The sequence below is a fragment of the Rothia sp. HMSC071B01 genome, from assembly GCF_001808945.1.
Taxonomy (GTDB): domain Bacteria; phylum Actinomycetota; class Actinomycetes; order Actinomycetales; family Micrococcaceae; genus Rothia.
Genome location: NZ_KV795073.1, coordinates 202410 through 218458 on the forward strand (window position 1 = coordinate 202410; position 16049 = coordinate 218458).

Below are 16049 nucleotides of genomic sequence, written 5' to 3' on the forward strand. Positions count from 1 at the left end.
GCAGGCTAACGCCTGCGGGGCATCACTTTATATCGCGTTCACACTCTAAAGCTCAGAATCCTGAGCTTCAGCAGCAGCATCGAGAGCATCCAAATCCGGATGACGGTGCAGGTTCAGCAGAGCCAAACCCAGGCCACCCCAAATGATCAGGATTGCCACAATGAGCATCACAATTGCGGAGAAAGACATGAGGGCTCCTAACGGGTAATGGTCGAATCAACGTGGCCGTGCTCCACCTGACCGGCAATCACCGGAGGCGCCGGAGGCTCTTCAGCCGCACGAGACTTCTTCGACCAGGGCAAGAGAGAAACAACAATTGCGCCAACCAGCAGGAGTGCGCTCATACCCCAACCGAAAATAGCCAGCATATCTGCCGGGTAACCCTCATAGGGGGTTACCACAAGCTTAATAACGCTCTGAATCAGGGAGTAGCCCAGAACCAGCGGGGTCACGACAGCCAGCAGAATCATCCAGATCTTGCCAGCCTTGATGGAGGAGTAGCGGTTCAGGTGCTCAGCCAGAGCCGGCAGTGCACGCACCACGTAGGAGACCACGATGATAGCGCACAGGCCAGCAGCCAGAATACCGAAGAGGTTCACGAAGTTATCGAGAATATCCAGCACGTACAGACCGGTGGTAGTCGGCATCAGCAACAGCGAAATCAGAGCCATCGGAACAATCACCAGAATGGTAGATGCCAGACGGGACGTCGCGAACTTATCCTGAATACCAGCGATAATCACCTCAAGAATCGAAATGAGGGAGGTGAAACCAGCAAAGAGCAGGGAGCCAAAGAAGAGGATACCGATCAGCACGCCGCCGGGAGCCTGAGAAATAATGGTCGGGAACGCAATGAACGCCAGGCCAATACCGCTGGTTGCAACCTCGCTCACCTGGGTGCCAGCAGCCTGAGCCATAAAGCCCAGAGCAGCGAACACACCGATACCCGCCAGAAGCTCAAAACCGGAGTTCGCGAAACCAACCACAGCACCGGAACCGGTCAGGTCAGTCTTAGGCTTCAGGTAGGAGGAGTAGGTAATCATAATACCGAAGCCAATGGACAGGGAGTAGAAAATCTGACCGTAGGCAGCAACCCACACATCCGGGTTAGCCAGGGAGTCCCAGCTAGGGGTGAACAGAGCATTCAGACCATCGGCCGCACCGGGCAGGGTCAGCGAGTAAATCACCAGACCAACAAACATGACCAGCAGCAGCGGGATAAAGATGATATTGGCTGCACCCACACCCTTCTGAACGCCCAGAGCCATCACAGCAAGCAGGACGCCCCACACGAGAACCATGGGGATCAGGACGTTCATGTTGAAGTCCAGGGAGACACCGGGGGTTTCTGCGACCTTCAGGAACTCGCCATTGAAGAACGCCTTCGGGTTATCGCCCCACTCATTGGTGAAGGAGAAAACCATGTAACGCAGCGACCACGCCACAATAGCGGCATAGTAGATAGCGATGACGAAGTTAATACCCATGTGCCACCAGCCGATGAACTCGGTCTTACGGTTCAGACGGCGGAAAGCTAGCGGGGAAGACGCACGCGCACGGTGACCGATAGCGTAGTCAAAGAAAAGGAAGGTCAGACCAGCGGTCAGCAGGGCGACAATGTAGGGAATCATGAAGGCGCCGCCGCCGTTATCAAATGCGATGTAGGGGAAACGCCAAATATTGCCCAGGCCAACAGCAGAACCGATGGCGGCAAAGATGAAGACGCGACGGCTGGAGAAGCCTTCGCGCTTCGTGGGCGCCTTAGGGGTAGATGCTCCCATAGTTGTAAACCTCGAATGTGTGGGGACGCGGATGGTTGGTGCGAGAATAACCCGTCGGAGTGGTTGGGCTCTGCTCGCGTCCAGAAATAGTAAATGGCTCTCCAACACGGGTTGGGTGTGGGAGCCGTCAAGCGCCGGAGGGGTGGATGTGCACCTCGGACATGCCTATAAGGTTTACCTTAAAGGTAGGGGCCGGTCAAGAAGACCCCAGCATGCGGAAGCTTTCGGAGGGTAAGAGGAGCCCCAAAGCACCCCTAAAATCGGCGCCGACTAGTCATAACGCAGAAAACCCCCGCCGAATCCGGGCAGATTCAGCGGGGGTTTTGAAGTATGAGACACCCGGAAGTCGTTAGACTCGGGTACACGCTACACGGCGGGTTTTAGCCTTCGCGGTGAACCACAGCGTGAGCGAAAGACTCCAGCGCAGCCTTCGCGGTGGACTCGGGCAGCGGAGCAATCGCGGCAATTGCACGGTCCGCCCAATCGTAGGCGATCTGCCATGCTTCCTGGGTGACCGGGTGGGCGGCGAGCGCCTCCACGGCTGCATCCAGTGCCTCGTCGGAGCTCAGGTCGGCATCCAGCAGGGCGCGAACAGTAACAGCGGATTCGTCGCCGGCAGCTACCGCACGGTCCAGCAGGATGGTCGGCAGAGTGGGCACACCCTCGCGCAGGTCGGTGCCGCGGGTCTTACCGCTGGTCTTGCCGTCGCTAACGATGTCGATCACGTCGTCAGCCAGCTGGAATGCCACGCCCACCAGCTCGCCGTACGCCTTGACCATGGAGATGACTTCCTCGGAGGCACCCGAAAGCAGGGAGCCGTACTCGCCGGCGGCGGCAATCAGGGAGCCGGTCTTGCCCTCAATGACGGCAATGTAGTGGTCGAGCAGGTCCTGACCCTCGCGGGGGCCGGTGGTTTCGAAGAGCTGGCCGAGCACCAGGCGCTCGAAGGTCTGGGACTGAATCTTCATGGGGCGGGTACCCAGCTCGGACACCAGCAGGGATGCTCGGGAGAAGATCAGGTCGCCGGTCAGAATTGCGACGGAGTTACCCCAAATCATCTGGGCACTGTCCACACCGCGGCGCTTGGGAGCATCATCCATGACGTCGTCGTGGTAGAGGGTTGCCAGGTGGGTCAGCTCAACGACCACGGCGGCTTCGATGACCTCATCGTTGATTTCGCCGTCGACTGCTGCCGAGAGCAGCGCCAGCAGGGGACGCACGCGCTTACCGCCCGCGGAGAGCAGGTGGCGGGATGCGACATCCGCCAGGTGGTCGGTCTGGGCGATTGCTTCAGCCAGGCGCTCCTCAATACGCGCGAGGGAGGAGAGAATCTGCGGACCCAGCTTGGGGTCTGCGGCGATGAGTTCGAAGCCTGCGGGAAGCTTCAGGTCGAGGTCTCCCAGCAGGTCGGTTGCGGCAATGGGCTGCTCTGCGTTGCTCACGGTGTCTTCTATCTTCTTGGTGTTGGTGTCTTCGGTGGTGTGTGAACGCGGTGTCTATGCGTTGTGTGCTTCGGGCTTGAAACCGCGGTGAATGGCGACGATGCCGCCGGTGAGGTTGCGGTACTGCACGGAGGTGAAGCCCGCCTCTTTGAATTTCTGCGCCAGTTCCTGCTGGTTGGGCCAGGTGATGATGGACTCGGCGAGGTATTCGTAGGATTCGGGGTTGGAGGAGATTGCGCGGGCAATCGGCGGGATTGCCTTCATGATGTAGTTCTTGTAGACCGCGCCGAAGGGGGCGAAGGTCGGGGTGGAGAACTCGAGGATGACGATGCGTCCGCCGGGCTTGAGCACGCGGTAGATTTCACTCAGTGCCTTGGGGTAGTTGGCGACGTTGCGCAGACCGTAGGACATGGTCACTGCGTCGAAGGTTTCGTCGTCAAAGGGTAGGGCGGTGACGTCTGCCTGCACGAAGGTCATGTCGGGGCGGCGGCGGCGGCCCACGTCGAGCATACCTTCGGAGAGGTCTGCAGCGATAACGTCTACGCCGGCGTCGGCGAAGGGTTCGGAGGAGACGCCGGTACCTGCGGCTACGTCCAGTACTTTCTGGCCGGGGTGCGCGTCTACGGCGGCGACTGCCTGCTTACGCCAGTAGATGTGCTGGCCGAGAGAGAGGATGCCGTTCATGAGGTCGTAGCGTTCAGCGACGGTATCAAACATGGCGGCAATATCGCCGGTTTTCTTGTCTAGGGTTGCGCGGGTTGCGCGGGTGTTCTTCTCTGCGTTCACGCTCTCAATTGTGGCATGGAGGTTACTAGATTCGATAGTTGGGTAAACCGTAGTAGTGTCGCACGGTGCGTTAAGGTGCGTTCTGAAGTGGTTTTCGAGTCGCTAATTCGGGGTTTTATTCAGTTTTTGGGGGTGTAAATTATTCATATTCAGCAAAAATTTATGAATATTTATGTATATGCTTGCATTTTTTAACATAGGCGCGCACAATAGACTCTAGATTTCATAGAACGCACCACTCAACGAGTGAACGCACCCCCATACACAGGAGCATCCCAATGAACACCGCATCCCTCAAGAAGGCATCCCTCAAGCCCCTCGCACTACTGGCAGTGCTACCCCTGGCACTGACCGGCTGCGTCTCCACCGCCAACGAGAACTCCGACGCCAACGGCGAGGTCAGCCTCGTCAAGTCCGGCACCCTCAGCGTCTGCACCAACACCCCCTACAAGCCCTTCGAATACGAAGAAAACGGCACCATTGTCGGCCTGGATGCAGACATCGCCAACGCTATCGCCTCCGACCTGGGCGTGAAGGCTCAGCTGACCTCCATCAGCTTTGAGGGCCTGGACTCCGGTACCGGCCTGGCCACCGGTCAGTGCGATATCGCCCTGGCGGGTATCGGCGTGACCGACGAACGTAAGAGCAAGATGGAATTCACCACCGTCTACTTCGACGACAACCTGGCAATCCTGGTTCCCAAGGGCTCCTCCATCACCTCCGCCGCAGACCTGAAGGGTGTCAGCGTTGGTGCACAGCAGGCAACCAGCGGTGAAACCTACGCCAAGGAAAACGGCGCAGAGGTCATCCAGTACGAAGACACCTCCCTCATGTTCTCCGCCCTGAAGACCGGTCAAGTCAAGGCAGTCGCAGCGAACCTCTCCGTGGTGTCCGAGGCGCTGACCAATGACCCGGACTCCTTCAAGATTGCCTACCAGGATTCCGAGAACACCGAGCAGATTGCCGCAGCAGTTTCCTCCAACAACAAGGCACTGCTGACCAAGGCAAACGCCACCATCGCCAAGCTCAAGGAAAACGGCGAGCTCGACAAGATGAAGGCCAAGTGGGTTGGTGCCACTTCCTCCACCTCCGCGAGCGCCTCTTCCTCCGCTTCCTAAGCATCTAGCCGGTTAGCCTCTCCCCCCCCCCCAAAAAAAAATTCAGGAGTACCCTTATTACTTTTGGGTTGGGGGATTCTCCGGCCTCTACCCTTGTGAGCGTGCAGAACGCTCCTAACCGAACAGCACACGGATAAACAGCACACGGATAAGAAAGCGCATGTCCTCTAAACTCTCACCCCGTCAGAAGCAGAAGCTCTTCCGCTACGCACAGTACGCCCTTCTGGCCGTTATTGCTCTGGCAGCCATTCTTCTGGCTGACTGGAAGACCCTCAGCCAGCAGGTATTCAACCTGGACGTTGCGGCTCAGCAGTTCCCCGACGTCATCACCGTGGCATTGAAGAACACCCTGCTGTACACCACCTTGGGCTTCATCGTGGGCCTCTCCGGCGGTCTGCTGCTGGCGCTCATGCGTATTTCCTCTATCGCCCCCTACCGTTGGATTGCGACCCTGTACGTGGAGCTTTTCCGCGGTATCCCGGCGCTGCTGGTTTTCTTCGCGTTCGGTTACGGTATTCCCCTGGCGTTCAAGATTCGCTTCGTGGATAATCTGATTCCGGTGACCCTGTCCCTGGGTATGGTTTCGGCTGCTTACATTAGTGAGGTTCTGCGTGCGGGCCTGCAGGCGATCCCGAAGGGCCAGATGGAGGCGGCACGCTCCCTGGGTATGTCCCACACTCGCGCGATGATTTCGATCATTATTCCCCAGGCGTTCCGCGTGGTTCTGCCCCCGCTGACCAACGAGGTTATCCTGCTGACCAAGGACTCCTCCCTCGTGTACCTGCTGGGCGTGACGGTTTCTCAGTACGAGCTGGCGAAGTTCGGCCGTGAGGGCCTGACCGCCGCTAATGCGGGTCTGACTCCCCTGGTGGTTGCGGGCCTGTGCTACCTGATTATCACTGTTCCGCTGGGCCAGCTCTCCGCATACTTTGAGCGCCGCACCCAGCTTGCGGGCCGCAAGTAAGCGCAACGACAGATACGGATTACGGAAGATACTATGACTGTTTCAACTTCATCCATGGCCGCCTCCTCGGTGCGCATTTCTAACCTGCACAAGTCCTACGGCAAGGTTCAGGTTCTCAAGGGCATTGACATGCAGGTCAAGCCGGGCGAGGTCGTGTGCCTTATCGGCCCTTCGGGTTCCGGTAAGTCCACCCTGCTGCGTTGCGTGAACCTGCTGGAGGAGCCGAACGACGGCACCATCATGGTGGGCGATACCGAGGTCACCGACCCGGACGTAGACATTAACCGCGTGCGTACCCACATGGGTATGGTGTTCCAGCAGTTCAACCTGTTCGGTCACCTGAACATCCTGGATAACTGCACGATTGCTCAGATTAAGGTTCTGGGCCGTTCCAAGGCGGAGGCGGAGGCGGTTGCCCGCGAGCAGCTCGCCAAGGTTGGTCTGGAGGGCAAGGAAGACCGCTTCCCGGCTCAGCTGTCCGGTGGTCAGCAGCAGCGTGTGGCTATTGCGCGTGCACTGTCCATGCACCCGGACCTGATGCTCTTCGATGAGCCGACCAGTGCACTCGACCCGGAGATGGTCGGCGAGGTTCTGAGCATTATGCGCAACCTTGCTGACGAGGGCATGACCATGATCGTGGTGACTCACGAGATGGCGTTCGCCCGCGAGGTCGCCGATAAGGTCGTCTTCATGGCCGATGGCGTGGTCGTGGAGGAGGGTCCCGCCGATCAGGTGATTGGCAACCCCCAGCACGAACGTACTCAGGCTTTCTTGGCGCGCGTGCTCGATCCGACCCACGCCGTAGTAGACTAGTACTAGCTCTTGAAAAACGTAGCGGGCGGTGCTGTACGAAACATTCTGTTTCGCGCAGCACCGCCCGCTTTTTAATGCTCTAGTTCACCGCTATTTCGGTTCTAGAAGATACGGCGCGCCACCTTGTCAAAGAGACGGTCCGGCAGCACGGTATGCAGGAACACGGAAGGCTTAGCACCGAAACCTACCAGGTAGCGGGTCTTGGGGCGGCGCGCCTCCAGGGCTCGCAGAATAGCGTTAGAGATTACTTTGGGCTCTGAGAGGTTGGAGGATGGCGAGTAGAGCCTACGCATATTTGCCGCAACACGCTGCGCCTGCTCAGCGTAGACACCGTTTCGGGAGGATTCCTCCAGGTGGTCTGCCGCGATGAGTCCCCAGGGGGTCTTAATGCCGCCGGGCTCGATAATGACCACGTCAATGCCGAACTCTTCAACTTCCATGCGCAGAGCATCGCTGAACGCCTCGAGGGCGTACTTGGTGGCGTGGTACCAGGCTCCCAGGGGCATGGTAATGCGCCCCGCCATCGAGGAGATGTTCAGGATGCGCCCGCGACCCTGTGCGCGCATATGCGGCAGCACCAGCTGGGTGAGGCGTGCCAGGCCGAAAAGGTTCACCTCGAACTGGCGGCGCGCCTCGTCGATGGGGACATCTTCAATAGCGCCGTAGAATCCGTAGCCAGCGTTGTTGATGAGCACGTCAATGCGGCCTTCTGCGTCAATGACCTGCTGTACGGCGGCTTCCATGGATGCCTCATCGGTAACGTCCATGCTCAGCGCTTTCACGCCCTCGGAGGCGAGCTCTTCAATCTTCTCAACGCGGCGGGCAGCACCGTAGACGGTGTAGCCGTAGCGCACCAGTAGCGGCGCCACGTCGTAGCCGATACCGGAGCTGGCGCCGGTGAGAAGAACAACGGGGCGTTGCAGTGACTTGGGCATTGCGTATCCTTTCGGGTTGCTCCCCTTTCGGGTTGTTCCCTGCAGTGGTAGCGGGCATATTAGCGGGCGGGTACTTTCAGGGTACGCTCACGCGGGGTGAACCGGCGTGCAGAAAGCTCAGGGCGTAGCGTGAGGGTATTCTCACCGGCATATGTGAGGGCAGGAAGACAGAGAAAAAGCTCGCCGCGGCATCCTGTGCAGATGCGGCGGCGAGCTAAGGTTTTGGGGTCAGGGGTTTAGAGGCCGGGGTTTAGACCTCTTCGACGTCGATGTTAACCTTGGGTTCGGGGTGCGATTCGCCGGTCAGCATGGTCACTAGCAGGGTGGAGTCCTTCACGGCGCGCAGGGAGTGCAGCAGCTTGGCGGTCACGTGAATCGGCTTGCCGGGTACCAGGGTAATATCGCGGTCCTTCACGTGGAAGATAACTTCACCCTTGAGCACCTGCACGAAGACGGGGTGGACGCTGTGGTGCTCGTGCCAGGACTGGCCTGCAGCCAGTTCCATGAGGGTCAGGTTGCCGCCGTCGGCATCAACGATCTTGCGGGCCTGGGGCTTATCTTCAAAGGGGGTCAGCGCTTCGGTGAGCTGGGGGAATACGAGGACGCGGCCTTCATGGGTACCTGCCATGGTACGCACCTTTCTCTTCAGGGGTGAGTGAAAGGGGGCACACACCCCCTCTCTAATATTGGTATTAAAAATACTAAATTTCTTATATTGTATTCCCCTCCCCGCACCCGGACAATATCTCAGCTCACATCAAGCTGAAACATCCCGCGCAGAGAGGGGAACAATACTTACTGGTAGCTCCACACCTTCGAATAGGCGGAGCGATTACTATTACGCGGACGCAACAGGTTCACCATCAACGCCGTCGTACCAAAGCTCACCGCAATAATCATGCAGGTCGCCGCGGTAAACGCACCACCGGGAATCGGCGCAAAAATCGCAATCAGATACAGGATGACCGCGCAGAACGACAGGAACAGCGTCGCAATCGTCATCAACGGCACCAGCACCAAACCGCCACGCGCCGGCACCGCAAAATCTGCCGGACGCACATAACGCAACACGCCCATACCCACGACCGTCCAGATGGCGGTGACCAGAATAGCGGTCACCACATCCGCCGGGCGGTGCCAACCGTTAATAATCGTGGAGGCACCCGTCAGGCAGGTCGCCACCGCCGCGCAGAGAGCCACCGTGGGCCGCAAGAAACGAGGCGCCGCTAGGAAGAGCGCCGCGCCAGCCGCCGCCGCGAAGGTCGTGTGGCCACTGGGCGCCGAGTTGCTCAGCGCCTCCTGAACACCCAGGTCGGGCTTCACGATCAGGTAGTGCTTGAGCAGGTACGTGCTCGTCACCGCCGCAGCCCCAACTAGCACGCCAATCAGCGAGGGCAGGAACCGGTGCTTCCAAATCAGCACCGCAATCAGACCCAGCACCGCAATCACACCAACAATCGTGGGCAAAGAATCCAGCGCAGTCAGGGTCGGACCGCGGTAACTCTTGAACTGATGCGCATACTCGGTGTACGCCTGCTCATCAACCTGCTGGCCGGTCGCCGTGTAAATGAAGAACACAAACGCACCGTAGAGAGACAGACCCAAGAACAGCAACGCCATCACGTGACGCATCAAAATACCGGTACTCGGAAGATGGTGCCCCTGCTCTTCGCCGGGACGATTCACCGGGCGGCCCGAAGCATCCACGGGAACCTGACCGGTCTGAACATACGCACCGTTCGGGTAGGCGGCGGCAGGATACGCCTCGGGCGGATAAGCCACCGGCTGCGGAGGCATCGCACGCGTGGGAAGCGGTTGCTGGGCGCCCATTGGGGAGGCACCCATTTGGGGGGTACCCATCTGATTATTCAGCGGGAAACCGCTCACCGAAGGCTTCGGCGGATCCAGACGGCGCGTAGCCTGCATCGGTTCATCCGCGCTGTAGTTCCCCTGAGAGGCGCGTTCCTGCGGCGAGGGAATCGTCTCAGGAATCTTAATGGGGGCACGGTAGGCGCGCGGCAGAGGGCGGGTCGCGCCAATAACCTCTGAGGTGTCGGGGTGCGAAGAAATAACTTCGGTATTCGCCGATTCAGCGTTCACGAAACCCGCGTTTACGGAACCCACGTTTGCAGAACCTACAGGCGCAGCTTCGTGAGCCGGCGACGAACCGTAATCCGTCAAAACTTTCGTACGGTCATCACTGTGCGCAGCGGCATGGGTAGCCGTTTCGTGGGAGGCGAGCACCTGGATAGCGTCCTGATAATCAGAAAGCACCGCAGTCGGGTCCTGATAATCAGAAAGCACCGCAGTCGGGTCCTGATAATCGGAGAGAACCGCAGTCTCATCAGAGGAAAACACCGTAGTGGGCGCGTTATCGGCAGCGGCTGCACGCACGTCATCGGGGTGAAGCACACTGGTAGCGTCGAGGTTTTCGGAGCTCTCCCAACCGGAGTTTCCCGAACCTGATGTATTCGCTTGCGGTGTCTTCTTCATAACCCTTCGTACCTTCTCGCCCTCATGTCTGTTAGCCATACCCGAGCCCGCCGATGCCAGCCCCTCAAAACAGTAGCCCCCAAGCTGCCGTTTTATGCGAAGCACCGTCCGAGTTCTCGGGCGAATAACTACCTACTATCCCAGGTTAAGCTATGAAAAACTAAAGTTTTTTCGACCACAACCTGAGAGTTTCCAGAGAATGCGTGACAGGGTGCGAGCGCACCCACCCGCCCCCGGAATGTTATGGTGAGCTCATAGCGCATCGAAGAAGGGCAGATACCTTGAACACCAGTATGAGCGTGCCGCCTCTCGGCTACGGTTTTCACCTCACGAACACTCCCCTGCCGCCACTGCAGGAGGTTCTGGAGAACCTGTTCACGGTCGAAATTCCGATGACCGTGACCTTCCGCGGGGTCAATAGCCGCCAGAGCGCGCTGATTCGCGGCCCGCACGGCTGGGGCGAGTTCGCGCCCTTCCTCGAGTACGGTGCGCAGGAGTCTGCCGCGTGGCTTGCCTGCGCGCTGGAGGCGGCGTGGCTGCCCGCACCGGAGCCGGTGCGTACGCGCATCCCGCTGAACGCGACCCTGCCAGCAGTACCGGCGGAGCGTGTTCCGCAGGTGCTCGCCAAGTACGAGGGCGAGATTCAGGAACTCAAAATCAAGGTGGCTGAGAAGGGTCAGAGCCTCGCCGACGATATTGCGCGTGTGGCGGCGGCACGAAATGCCCTCCCAAATGCTCGTCTGAAGGTGGACGCGAACATGGGCTACACCCTCGGCGGTGCCCTTGAGTCGCTGCGCAAGCTCTGCGAGTACGGCATTATTTACGCCGAGCAGCCGGTGGCATCCATTGAGGACATGGCTGCGCTCCGCTTTGCCATTGCCAAGGAGGGGCTGCCCGCCCGCATTGCCGCCGACGAGTCGATTCGTAAGGCGGAAGACCCGCTGAAGGTGGCTCGCGCGAACGCCGCGGACCTCATGGTTATTAAGGCGGCGCCGCTGGGCGGTGTACGCCGTGCGCTCGCGCTGGTGGAGCAGGCGCAGCTTCCGGCGGTGGTGTCTTCTGCGCTGGAGTCTTCGGTGGGCATTGCCACCGGTGCCTCCCTGGCGGCCTCCCTACCGACCTTGAGGTACGGGTGCGGTCTGGGCACGGTCTCCCTCATGGCTGAGGACGTCACCGACGAGCCGCTCATCGCCCGCGACGGGTTCATGGACCTGCGCACCATCACCCCCAGCCCGCAGCGCCTGGAGCGTCTTGCCACCGATGAGCAGACCCGCCAGTGGTGGGTGGAACGAGTTACCGCCTGCTACCGCGTTCTGGAACGCACCGCTGATCTGTAACGGCTAGTGCCGTAATGATGAGGTCGTGAAGGGTAACCATAACTGAAGGAAAATGCCCTCGGCATTAGAATGGTACGGTGACTGAAAACCGCTCAACCCCCGCCATGCTCACCGCAGTATCCGTGCTCGACTCGCTGATTCGTGCCGGTATGCGGCATGTTGTCGTGTCTCCGGGATCCCGTAGTGCACCTCTTGCGTACGCTATTGCCGCCGCCGCCGCTGAAGCCGGTGCCCTGATTGCGCATGTGCGCGTGGACGAGCGAAGTGCAGCCTTTACCGCCCTGGGTATTGCGAAGGCATCCGGCCAGCCGGTGGGTCTGGTGTGCACCTCCGGTACGGCTCTGGGCGAGTACATGCCCGCTGTCATGGAGGCGTACCACGCCGGCGTGCCCCTGGCGGTACTGAGCGCGGACCGTCCGGAGCGTCTGCGCGGTAGCGGCGTGAATCAGACGACCCGCCAGGCGAGTTTCTTCCATCCTTTTGTGCGTGCTGAAGCTGATTTGACCTCCTACCCCGAGCAGGTGGAGGGTGAGCAGACTCAGGCTTTTGCCGCCTGCCTGAATGCGCTGACCGGTCGTAGTGCCGAGCATTGGCGCAAGCAGTCGACGGAGCCGATTGGCCCGGTGCACCTGAACATTTGTTTTGATACGCCGCTGACCCCCTCTGGCCGTTTTGCGCAGATGCTGCCGCAGTGGGCGCAGAGCCTGCTGGAAGATTACGACCCGCAGGCTGAGGGTCGCGCCCGCGCCGCCCGCGCCGAGGGTTCCGGGCTCTCCAGCGCCGAGCAGCGTTGGCTTCTGGATTCTTTGGAGGCGCAGGCGGACCTTGCGGAGTTCACCCCGGCGCACCGCACCGTGGTGGTTGCCGCTGACGGTGCCGGCGAGTTTGCGGCGGAGTTCGCGCGCGTGCTGAACCTGCCGCTGTTTGCGGAGCCTTCCTCCGAGGCGCGCCACGGCGCAACCTCGATTCCTCACTACCCGCAGCTGCTCGGCGATGAGTCTTTCGTGCCCGCCGCGCAGATTGAGCGTGTGGTGCTCTTCGGCCACCCGACGCTTTCGCGCCCGATTACGGCACTGCTGGAACGCGAAGATATTCAGTGCGCGTTCTACGCCCCACGCCGCGCCAGCTGGTACGAGCCGGGTGCTCGCTCCTTCGTGGAGCTGTCGACCCCGCGCGAGCTCGCCGAGTTTGCGAGCGCCTCCACTGTGCCCGCTGATGAACTCGTTGACGGACTCAGCTGGCTGGATCAGTGGGTTGAGCCCGCCCACGAGCTACAGGATGAGTGCCTGGGCGCCATTGCCGCCTACGAACACCCGGGTGCTGAGAGCTCGGTTGACTACACCGATTACCGCAACCGCACCGCTGGCCGCTCCTACGCCCGCCGCGTCTGGAAGGATGCGGTGGCTCAGCGTCGCCTCATGGTGTTGGGCTCCTCTAACCTGGTGCGTGATTTGGATGCGGCAGCCCCCGCCCTGGGTGAGCCCGCCCCCGCACGCGTGTTCGCCAACCGCGGTCTTGCCGGTATTGACGGCACGATTGCGACCGCTATTGGTGTGTCCCTGTCGGGCTACTACCCCGCCGGCGTGGATGAGAACTCCCGCCCGGTCGTTGGTGGTGCCGCCCTGCCGGTGACCCTGCTGTGCGGCGACCTGACCTTCCAGCACGATGTTTCCTCACTAAACCTGCCGAACACGGAGCTTCTGCCCGAACTGCGCGTTGAGGTCTTTGACGATGCCGGCGGCGGTATTTTCACGACCCTTGAACACGGTGATATGGCTCGTCAGGAGCAGTTTGCCGCCGCTGTAGACCGCTTCTTCACGGTCGCTGCCGCCCCGAACACTGATTTGGCTCGTATGGCTGCTGGGTTTGGTACCGAATCGGGCATTGAGGTGCGCATTCACACACCCTAAAGCCGTTTCTAAGGTTGCAGGCTAAGCCCCCTGGGCAGGGTTGACCGATATACTGAAAACTACCTGTGCCGTAGCCTTCCGTGGCTGAATCTAGCCGGTCGTAGCGGTTTCACTCACCGCTGCCTTCGCGTTTTTCTGCGCGCCTGCTGATGCAAGGCACCCTATCTATCATTTATTGACATTCACGCTCTCACCGCTAACGCATACCGCACGCGACCCGAGGTTTTACCCCGGTGAGCCCGGTACATGCGGCGGGCGTTGCTCCCAAGGATTCTCATGAGCTCACTCGATATTATTGTTGCTGTCCCCTCCGGAGCCGGTTGGGTTCCTGTACACGCCATGGCGGAGCTTCTCGCCCGCTACACCGGCGGCACCGTACACACCGTGGATGTGGGCGCATCCCTCAGCAAGGAAACGAAGCTTCTGGCGCGTCTGCCCCGCCTCAAGGGCGGTTCCAATCGTTGCCTGGTGATTGCTTCTGATCCCGGTCAGCTGTACGCCATTTCGCAACGTTCCTTCGCCTTCCGTCGCTACGGCGCGATTTATGGCTGGGTGATTGATAGCTTCTGGGATGACCGTATTCCCGCGGTGGCTAAGTCCTCCACCTACGACCGTATTTTCGTTGCGGACGTTGATGACGTTCAGCCCTGGACTGCCGCGGGCGTGAAGAACCCCGGCGTTCTGCCCTGGGGTGCGGATGTTTGGAGCAAGTTCAGCGACCGTCTGGCTACTCTGGGCTCAAAGAGCACCGACCTGCTGCGCGTGGGCCGTCAGCCCGCCGCCTACGAAGATGACGAGGCGACTGCCGCCCTCGCCGGCGAGCTGGGCCTGAGCTTTGAGGGCCGCCCGCCCTTCGGCGCGAACGACCGCGAGTCGGCTCAGCACCTGCAGGATTCGCTGAACCGCGCGAAGTTCCTGCTGGCATTCTCCACTTCGGTCAGCCCGGCACCGTACACTCACCCGACCAAGGAGTACATCACCGGCCGTTGGACCGATGCCCTGGCTTCGGGCGTGACCGTGGTCGGCAAGGTACCGAACACCACCACCGTGCGTGAAATCCTTTGGGATGGCGCGACCATCGACATTGATCACGCGGATGCTCGCGCGGGCCTCGCGCAGGTTGCTGAGGCCGCCTCCCGCTGGACCCCGGAGCAGGGTGAGCAGCAGATTCGTCAGGCTCTGCAGCACCTGGATTGGCGTCACCGTTTCGTGCAGCTTTGCGAGGCAATGGGTGAAGTCCCGGCTTCTTTGAAGGCTGATTGCGAGGCAATGCGCGCCCAGTACGTTCAGCGCTAAAAAACGTCACCTCGCTGAAGACATGCAGATGAAGACATGTAGCAGCTGAGGGTATATAAAAGGTGAGGGCTGGTTTCTATCACAGAAACCAGCCCTCACCTGTATTTATACCCCATGAGGCATATTGCATACGGGGTTTAGTACGATGCCTGACCCAGAGTAATCGGACCCGTGAAACCACTGGTATCCGGGTGCTCCGAATCGAGGTACGCCGCCACCGGTGCGTTCTCCAGCTGAGCCAATCGATCCAGCAGGAAGCGAGTCGCACCCGGCGCATACGGCAGCTTATACATTGCCGCGGTAGTTGCTTCATCCTCACGGTCCAGAGTGGAGGAACGAATCGACTCAATAGCGGTCACCATGGTGTTACGCTCACGCTCCACAAAGGTGCGGTCCACCGGCTCACCATTACCGGGCACAAACACACGGTAGCGATCAAATTCGAGCACGGCACCGAGAGTATCAATCCAGCGATCCGGGAAGGAATCCTCGAAGTAGGGGTCGGTACCCTCTTCAATCAGACCGCCCATGAAGAGCACATCTTCAATGCCGACCAGAATGTCACCGTCGGTGTGGCCGGGACCCATGTACATGAGGGTTGCGCTACGCTCACCCAGGTCAATGGGGGTGAAGGTAATACCGTCACCGCTATTGGCGACCAGGCGGTTGGGAACAATAATATTGGTGGCTGCACCCTGGTGGTGTGCCATTTCCGGTTCGAGCGTCTCGACGTAGGGACGCTGCGCCTCACCGTATTTACGAATTGCACGCGCGGCGCGAGGATGCGCCCAGAATTCTTCGGCACCCATTGCCGCGAAAACATCGTTACCGAAGAAACGCTCATAGTGACCGTGAGTGTTTACGACGGTGATAGGAAGGCGCGTGAGACGGCGAACCTCATCATAGATTTCGGTTGCCTGACGGGGACCTGCGCCGGTATCCACGACAAGTGCCCGTTCCAGTCCGAGGACCAGTCCGGTGTTCAGTCGGTAGTTGTCGGTCGCAATACGGTACACGCCGTCTGCGAGTTCAATAGTACGAGCCATAGATACAACCCTACTGTAATTTTTGGCGACTGAGGGGCTATTCGGGCTTCTGGAGAACATATTTTTGCACTATTGCACGCTTCTAAGGGGATGAAAGTGCATCATTCTGCATAATTCAGCCTCTACGG

At 59.9% G+C, this 16049-nt stretch carries 14 protein-coding genes; 6 read left to right on the forward strand and 8 right to left on the reverse strand.

Going from position 1 to position 16049, the window contains the following annotated elements; all coding sequences use genetic code 11:
- Positions 1-45: 45 nt before the first annotated feature.
- The 4 genes from HMPREF2527_RS09600 to HMPREF2527_RS05820 form a co-directional block, all read right to left on the reverse strand.
- Positions 46-189, reverse strand: coding sequence for a methionine/alanine import family NSS transporter small subunit (locus HMPREF2527_RS09600; RefSeq protein WP_012902977.1), 144 nt, complete (start codon positions 187-189; stop codon positions 46-48).
- Between the two features lie 8 nt (positions 190-197).
- Positions 198-1781, reverse strand: coding sequence for a sodium-dependent transporter (locus HMPREF2527_RS05810; protein WP_070507021.1), 1584 nt, complete (start codon positions 1779-1781; stop codon positions 198-200).
- A gap of 380 nt (positions 1782-2161) precedes the next feature.
- Positions 2162-3223 (reverse strand): polyprenyl synthetase family protein, encoded by a 1062-nt coding sequence (locus HMPREF2527_RS05815; RefSeq protein ID WP_070507024.1) that lies wholly within the window; start codon positions 3221-3223, stop codon positions 2162-2164.
- Positions 3224-3277: 54 nt separating this feature from the next.
- Positions 3278-4009, reverse strand: coding sequence for a demethylmenaquinone methyltransferase (locus HMPREF2527_RS05820; RefSeq protein WP_049341054.1), 732 nt, complete (start codon positions 4007-4009; stop codon positions 3278-3280).
- Positions 4010-4287: 278 nt separating this feature from the next.
- Between HMPREF2527_RS05820 and HMPREF2527_RS05825 the strand changes: the two genes are divergently transcribed.
- The 3 genes from HMPREF2527_RS05825 (at position 4288) to HMPREF2527_RS05835 (ending at position 6904) form a co-directional block, all read left to right on the forward strand.
- Entirely contained in the window at positions 4288-5127 is an 840-nt protein-coding gene (locus tag HMPREF2527_RS05825; RefSeq protein ID WP_005508313.1) for an ABC transporter substrate-binding protein, read from the forward strand.
- A gap of 160 nt (positions 5128-5287) precedes the next feature.
- On the forward strand, positions 5288-6091 hold the full coding sequence (locus tag HMPREF2527_RS05830; RefSeq protein WP_005504788.1) for an amino acid ABC transporter permease: 804 nt from the start codon (positions 5288-5290) through the stop codon (positions 6089-6091).
- A gap of 33 nt (positions 6092-6124) precedes the next feature.
- Entirely contained in the window at positions 6125-6904 is a 780-nt protein-coding gene (locus HMPREF2527_RS05835; RefSeq protein WP_070507027.1) for an amino acid ABC transporter ATP-binding protein, read from the forward strand.
- A 101-nt stretch (positions 6905-7005) separates the two neighbouring features.
- On the opposite strand, the gene HMPREF2527_RS05840 is transcribed toward HMPREF2527_RS05835, so the two are convergent.
- The 3 genes from HMPREF2527_RS05840 to HMPREF2527_RS05850 all read right to left on the reverse strand — a co-directional run bounded on the left by HMPREF2527_RS05840 (position 7006) and on the right by HMPREF2527_RS05850 (position 10332).
- Positions 7006-7839 carry an oxidoreductase gene (locus HMPREF2527_RS05840; RefSeq protein WP_070507030.1) on the reverse strand — a complete coding sequence of 278 codons (834 nt, stop codon included), beginning with the start codon at positions 7837-7839 and terminating at the stop codon, positions 7006-7008.
- A gap of 250 nt (positions 7840-8089) precedes the next feature.
- Entirely contained in the window at positions 8090-8467 is a 378-nt protein-coding gene (locus tag HMPREF2527_RS05845; protein ID WP_005504776.1) for a cupin domain-containing protein, read from the reverse strand.
- Between the two features lie 167 nt (positions 8468-8634).
- Entirely contained in the window at positions 8635-10332 is a 1698-nt protein-coding gene (locus HMPREF2527_RS05850) for a phosphatase PAP2 family protein (protein WP_070507033.1), read from the reverse strand.
- A gap of 293 nt (positions 10333-10625) precedes the next feature.
- Between HMPREF2527_RS05850 and HMPREF2527_RS05855 the strand changes: the two genes are divergently transcribed.
- The 3 genes from HMPREF2527_RS05855 to HMPREF2527_RS05865 all read left to right on the forward strand — a co-directional run bounded on the left by HMPREF2527_RS05855 (position 10626) and on the right by HMPREF2527_RS05865 (position 14875).
- On the forward strand, positions 10626-11669 hold the full coding sequence (locus HMPREF2527_RS05855) for an o-succinylbenzoate synthase (RefSeq protein ID WP_070507037.1): 1044 nt from the start codon (positions 10626-10628) through the stop codon (positions 11667-11669).
- 77 nt (positions 11670-11746) lie between these two features.
- Entirely contained in the window at positions 11747-13579 is a 1833-nt protein-coding gene (menD, locus tag HMPREF2527_RS05860; protein WP_070507040.1) for a 2-succinyl-5-enolpyruvyl-6-hydroxy-3-cyclohexene-1-carboxylic-acid synthase, read from the forward strand.
- A 276-nt stretch (positions 13580-13855) separates the two neighbouring features.
- The gene (locus tag HMPREF2527_RS05865; protein ID WP_070507043.1) at positions 13856-14875 is read left to right on the forward strand and encodes a glycosyltransferase; all 1020 of its coding nucleotides are present in this window, start codon (positions 13856-13858) and stop codon (positions 14873-14875) included.
- 137 nt (positions 14876-15012) lie between these two features.
- Here HMPREF2527_RS05865 and HMPREF2527_RS05870 read toward each other — a convergent pair whose 3' ends face one another.
- Entirely contained in the window at positions 15013-15921 is a 909-nt protein-coding gene (locus HMPREF2527_RS05870) for an MBL fold metallo-hydrolase (protein WP_044150153.1), read from the reverse strand.
- Positions 15922-16049: the final 128 nt, after the last annotated feature.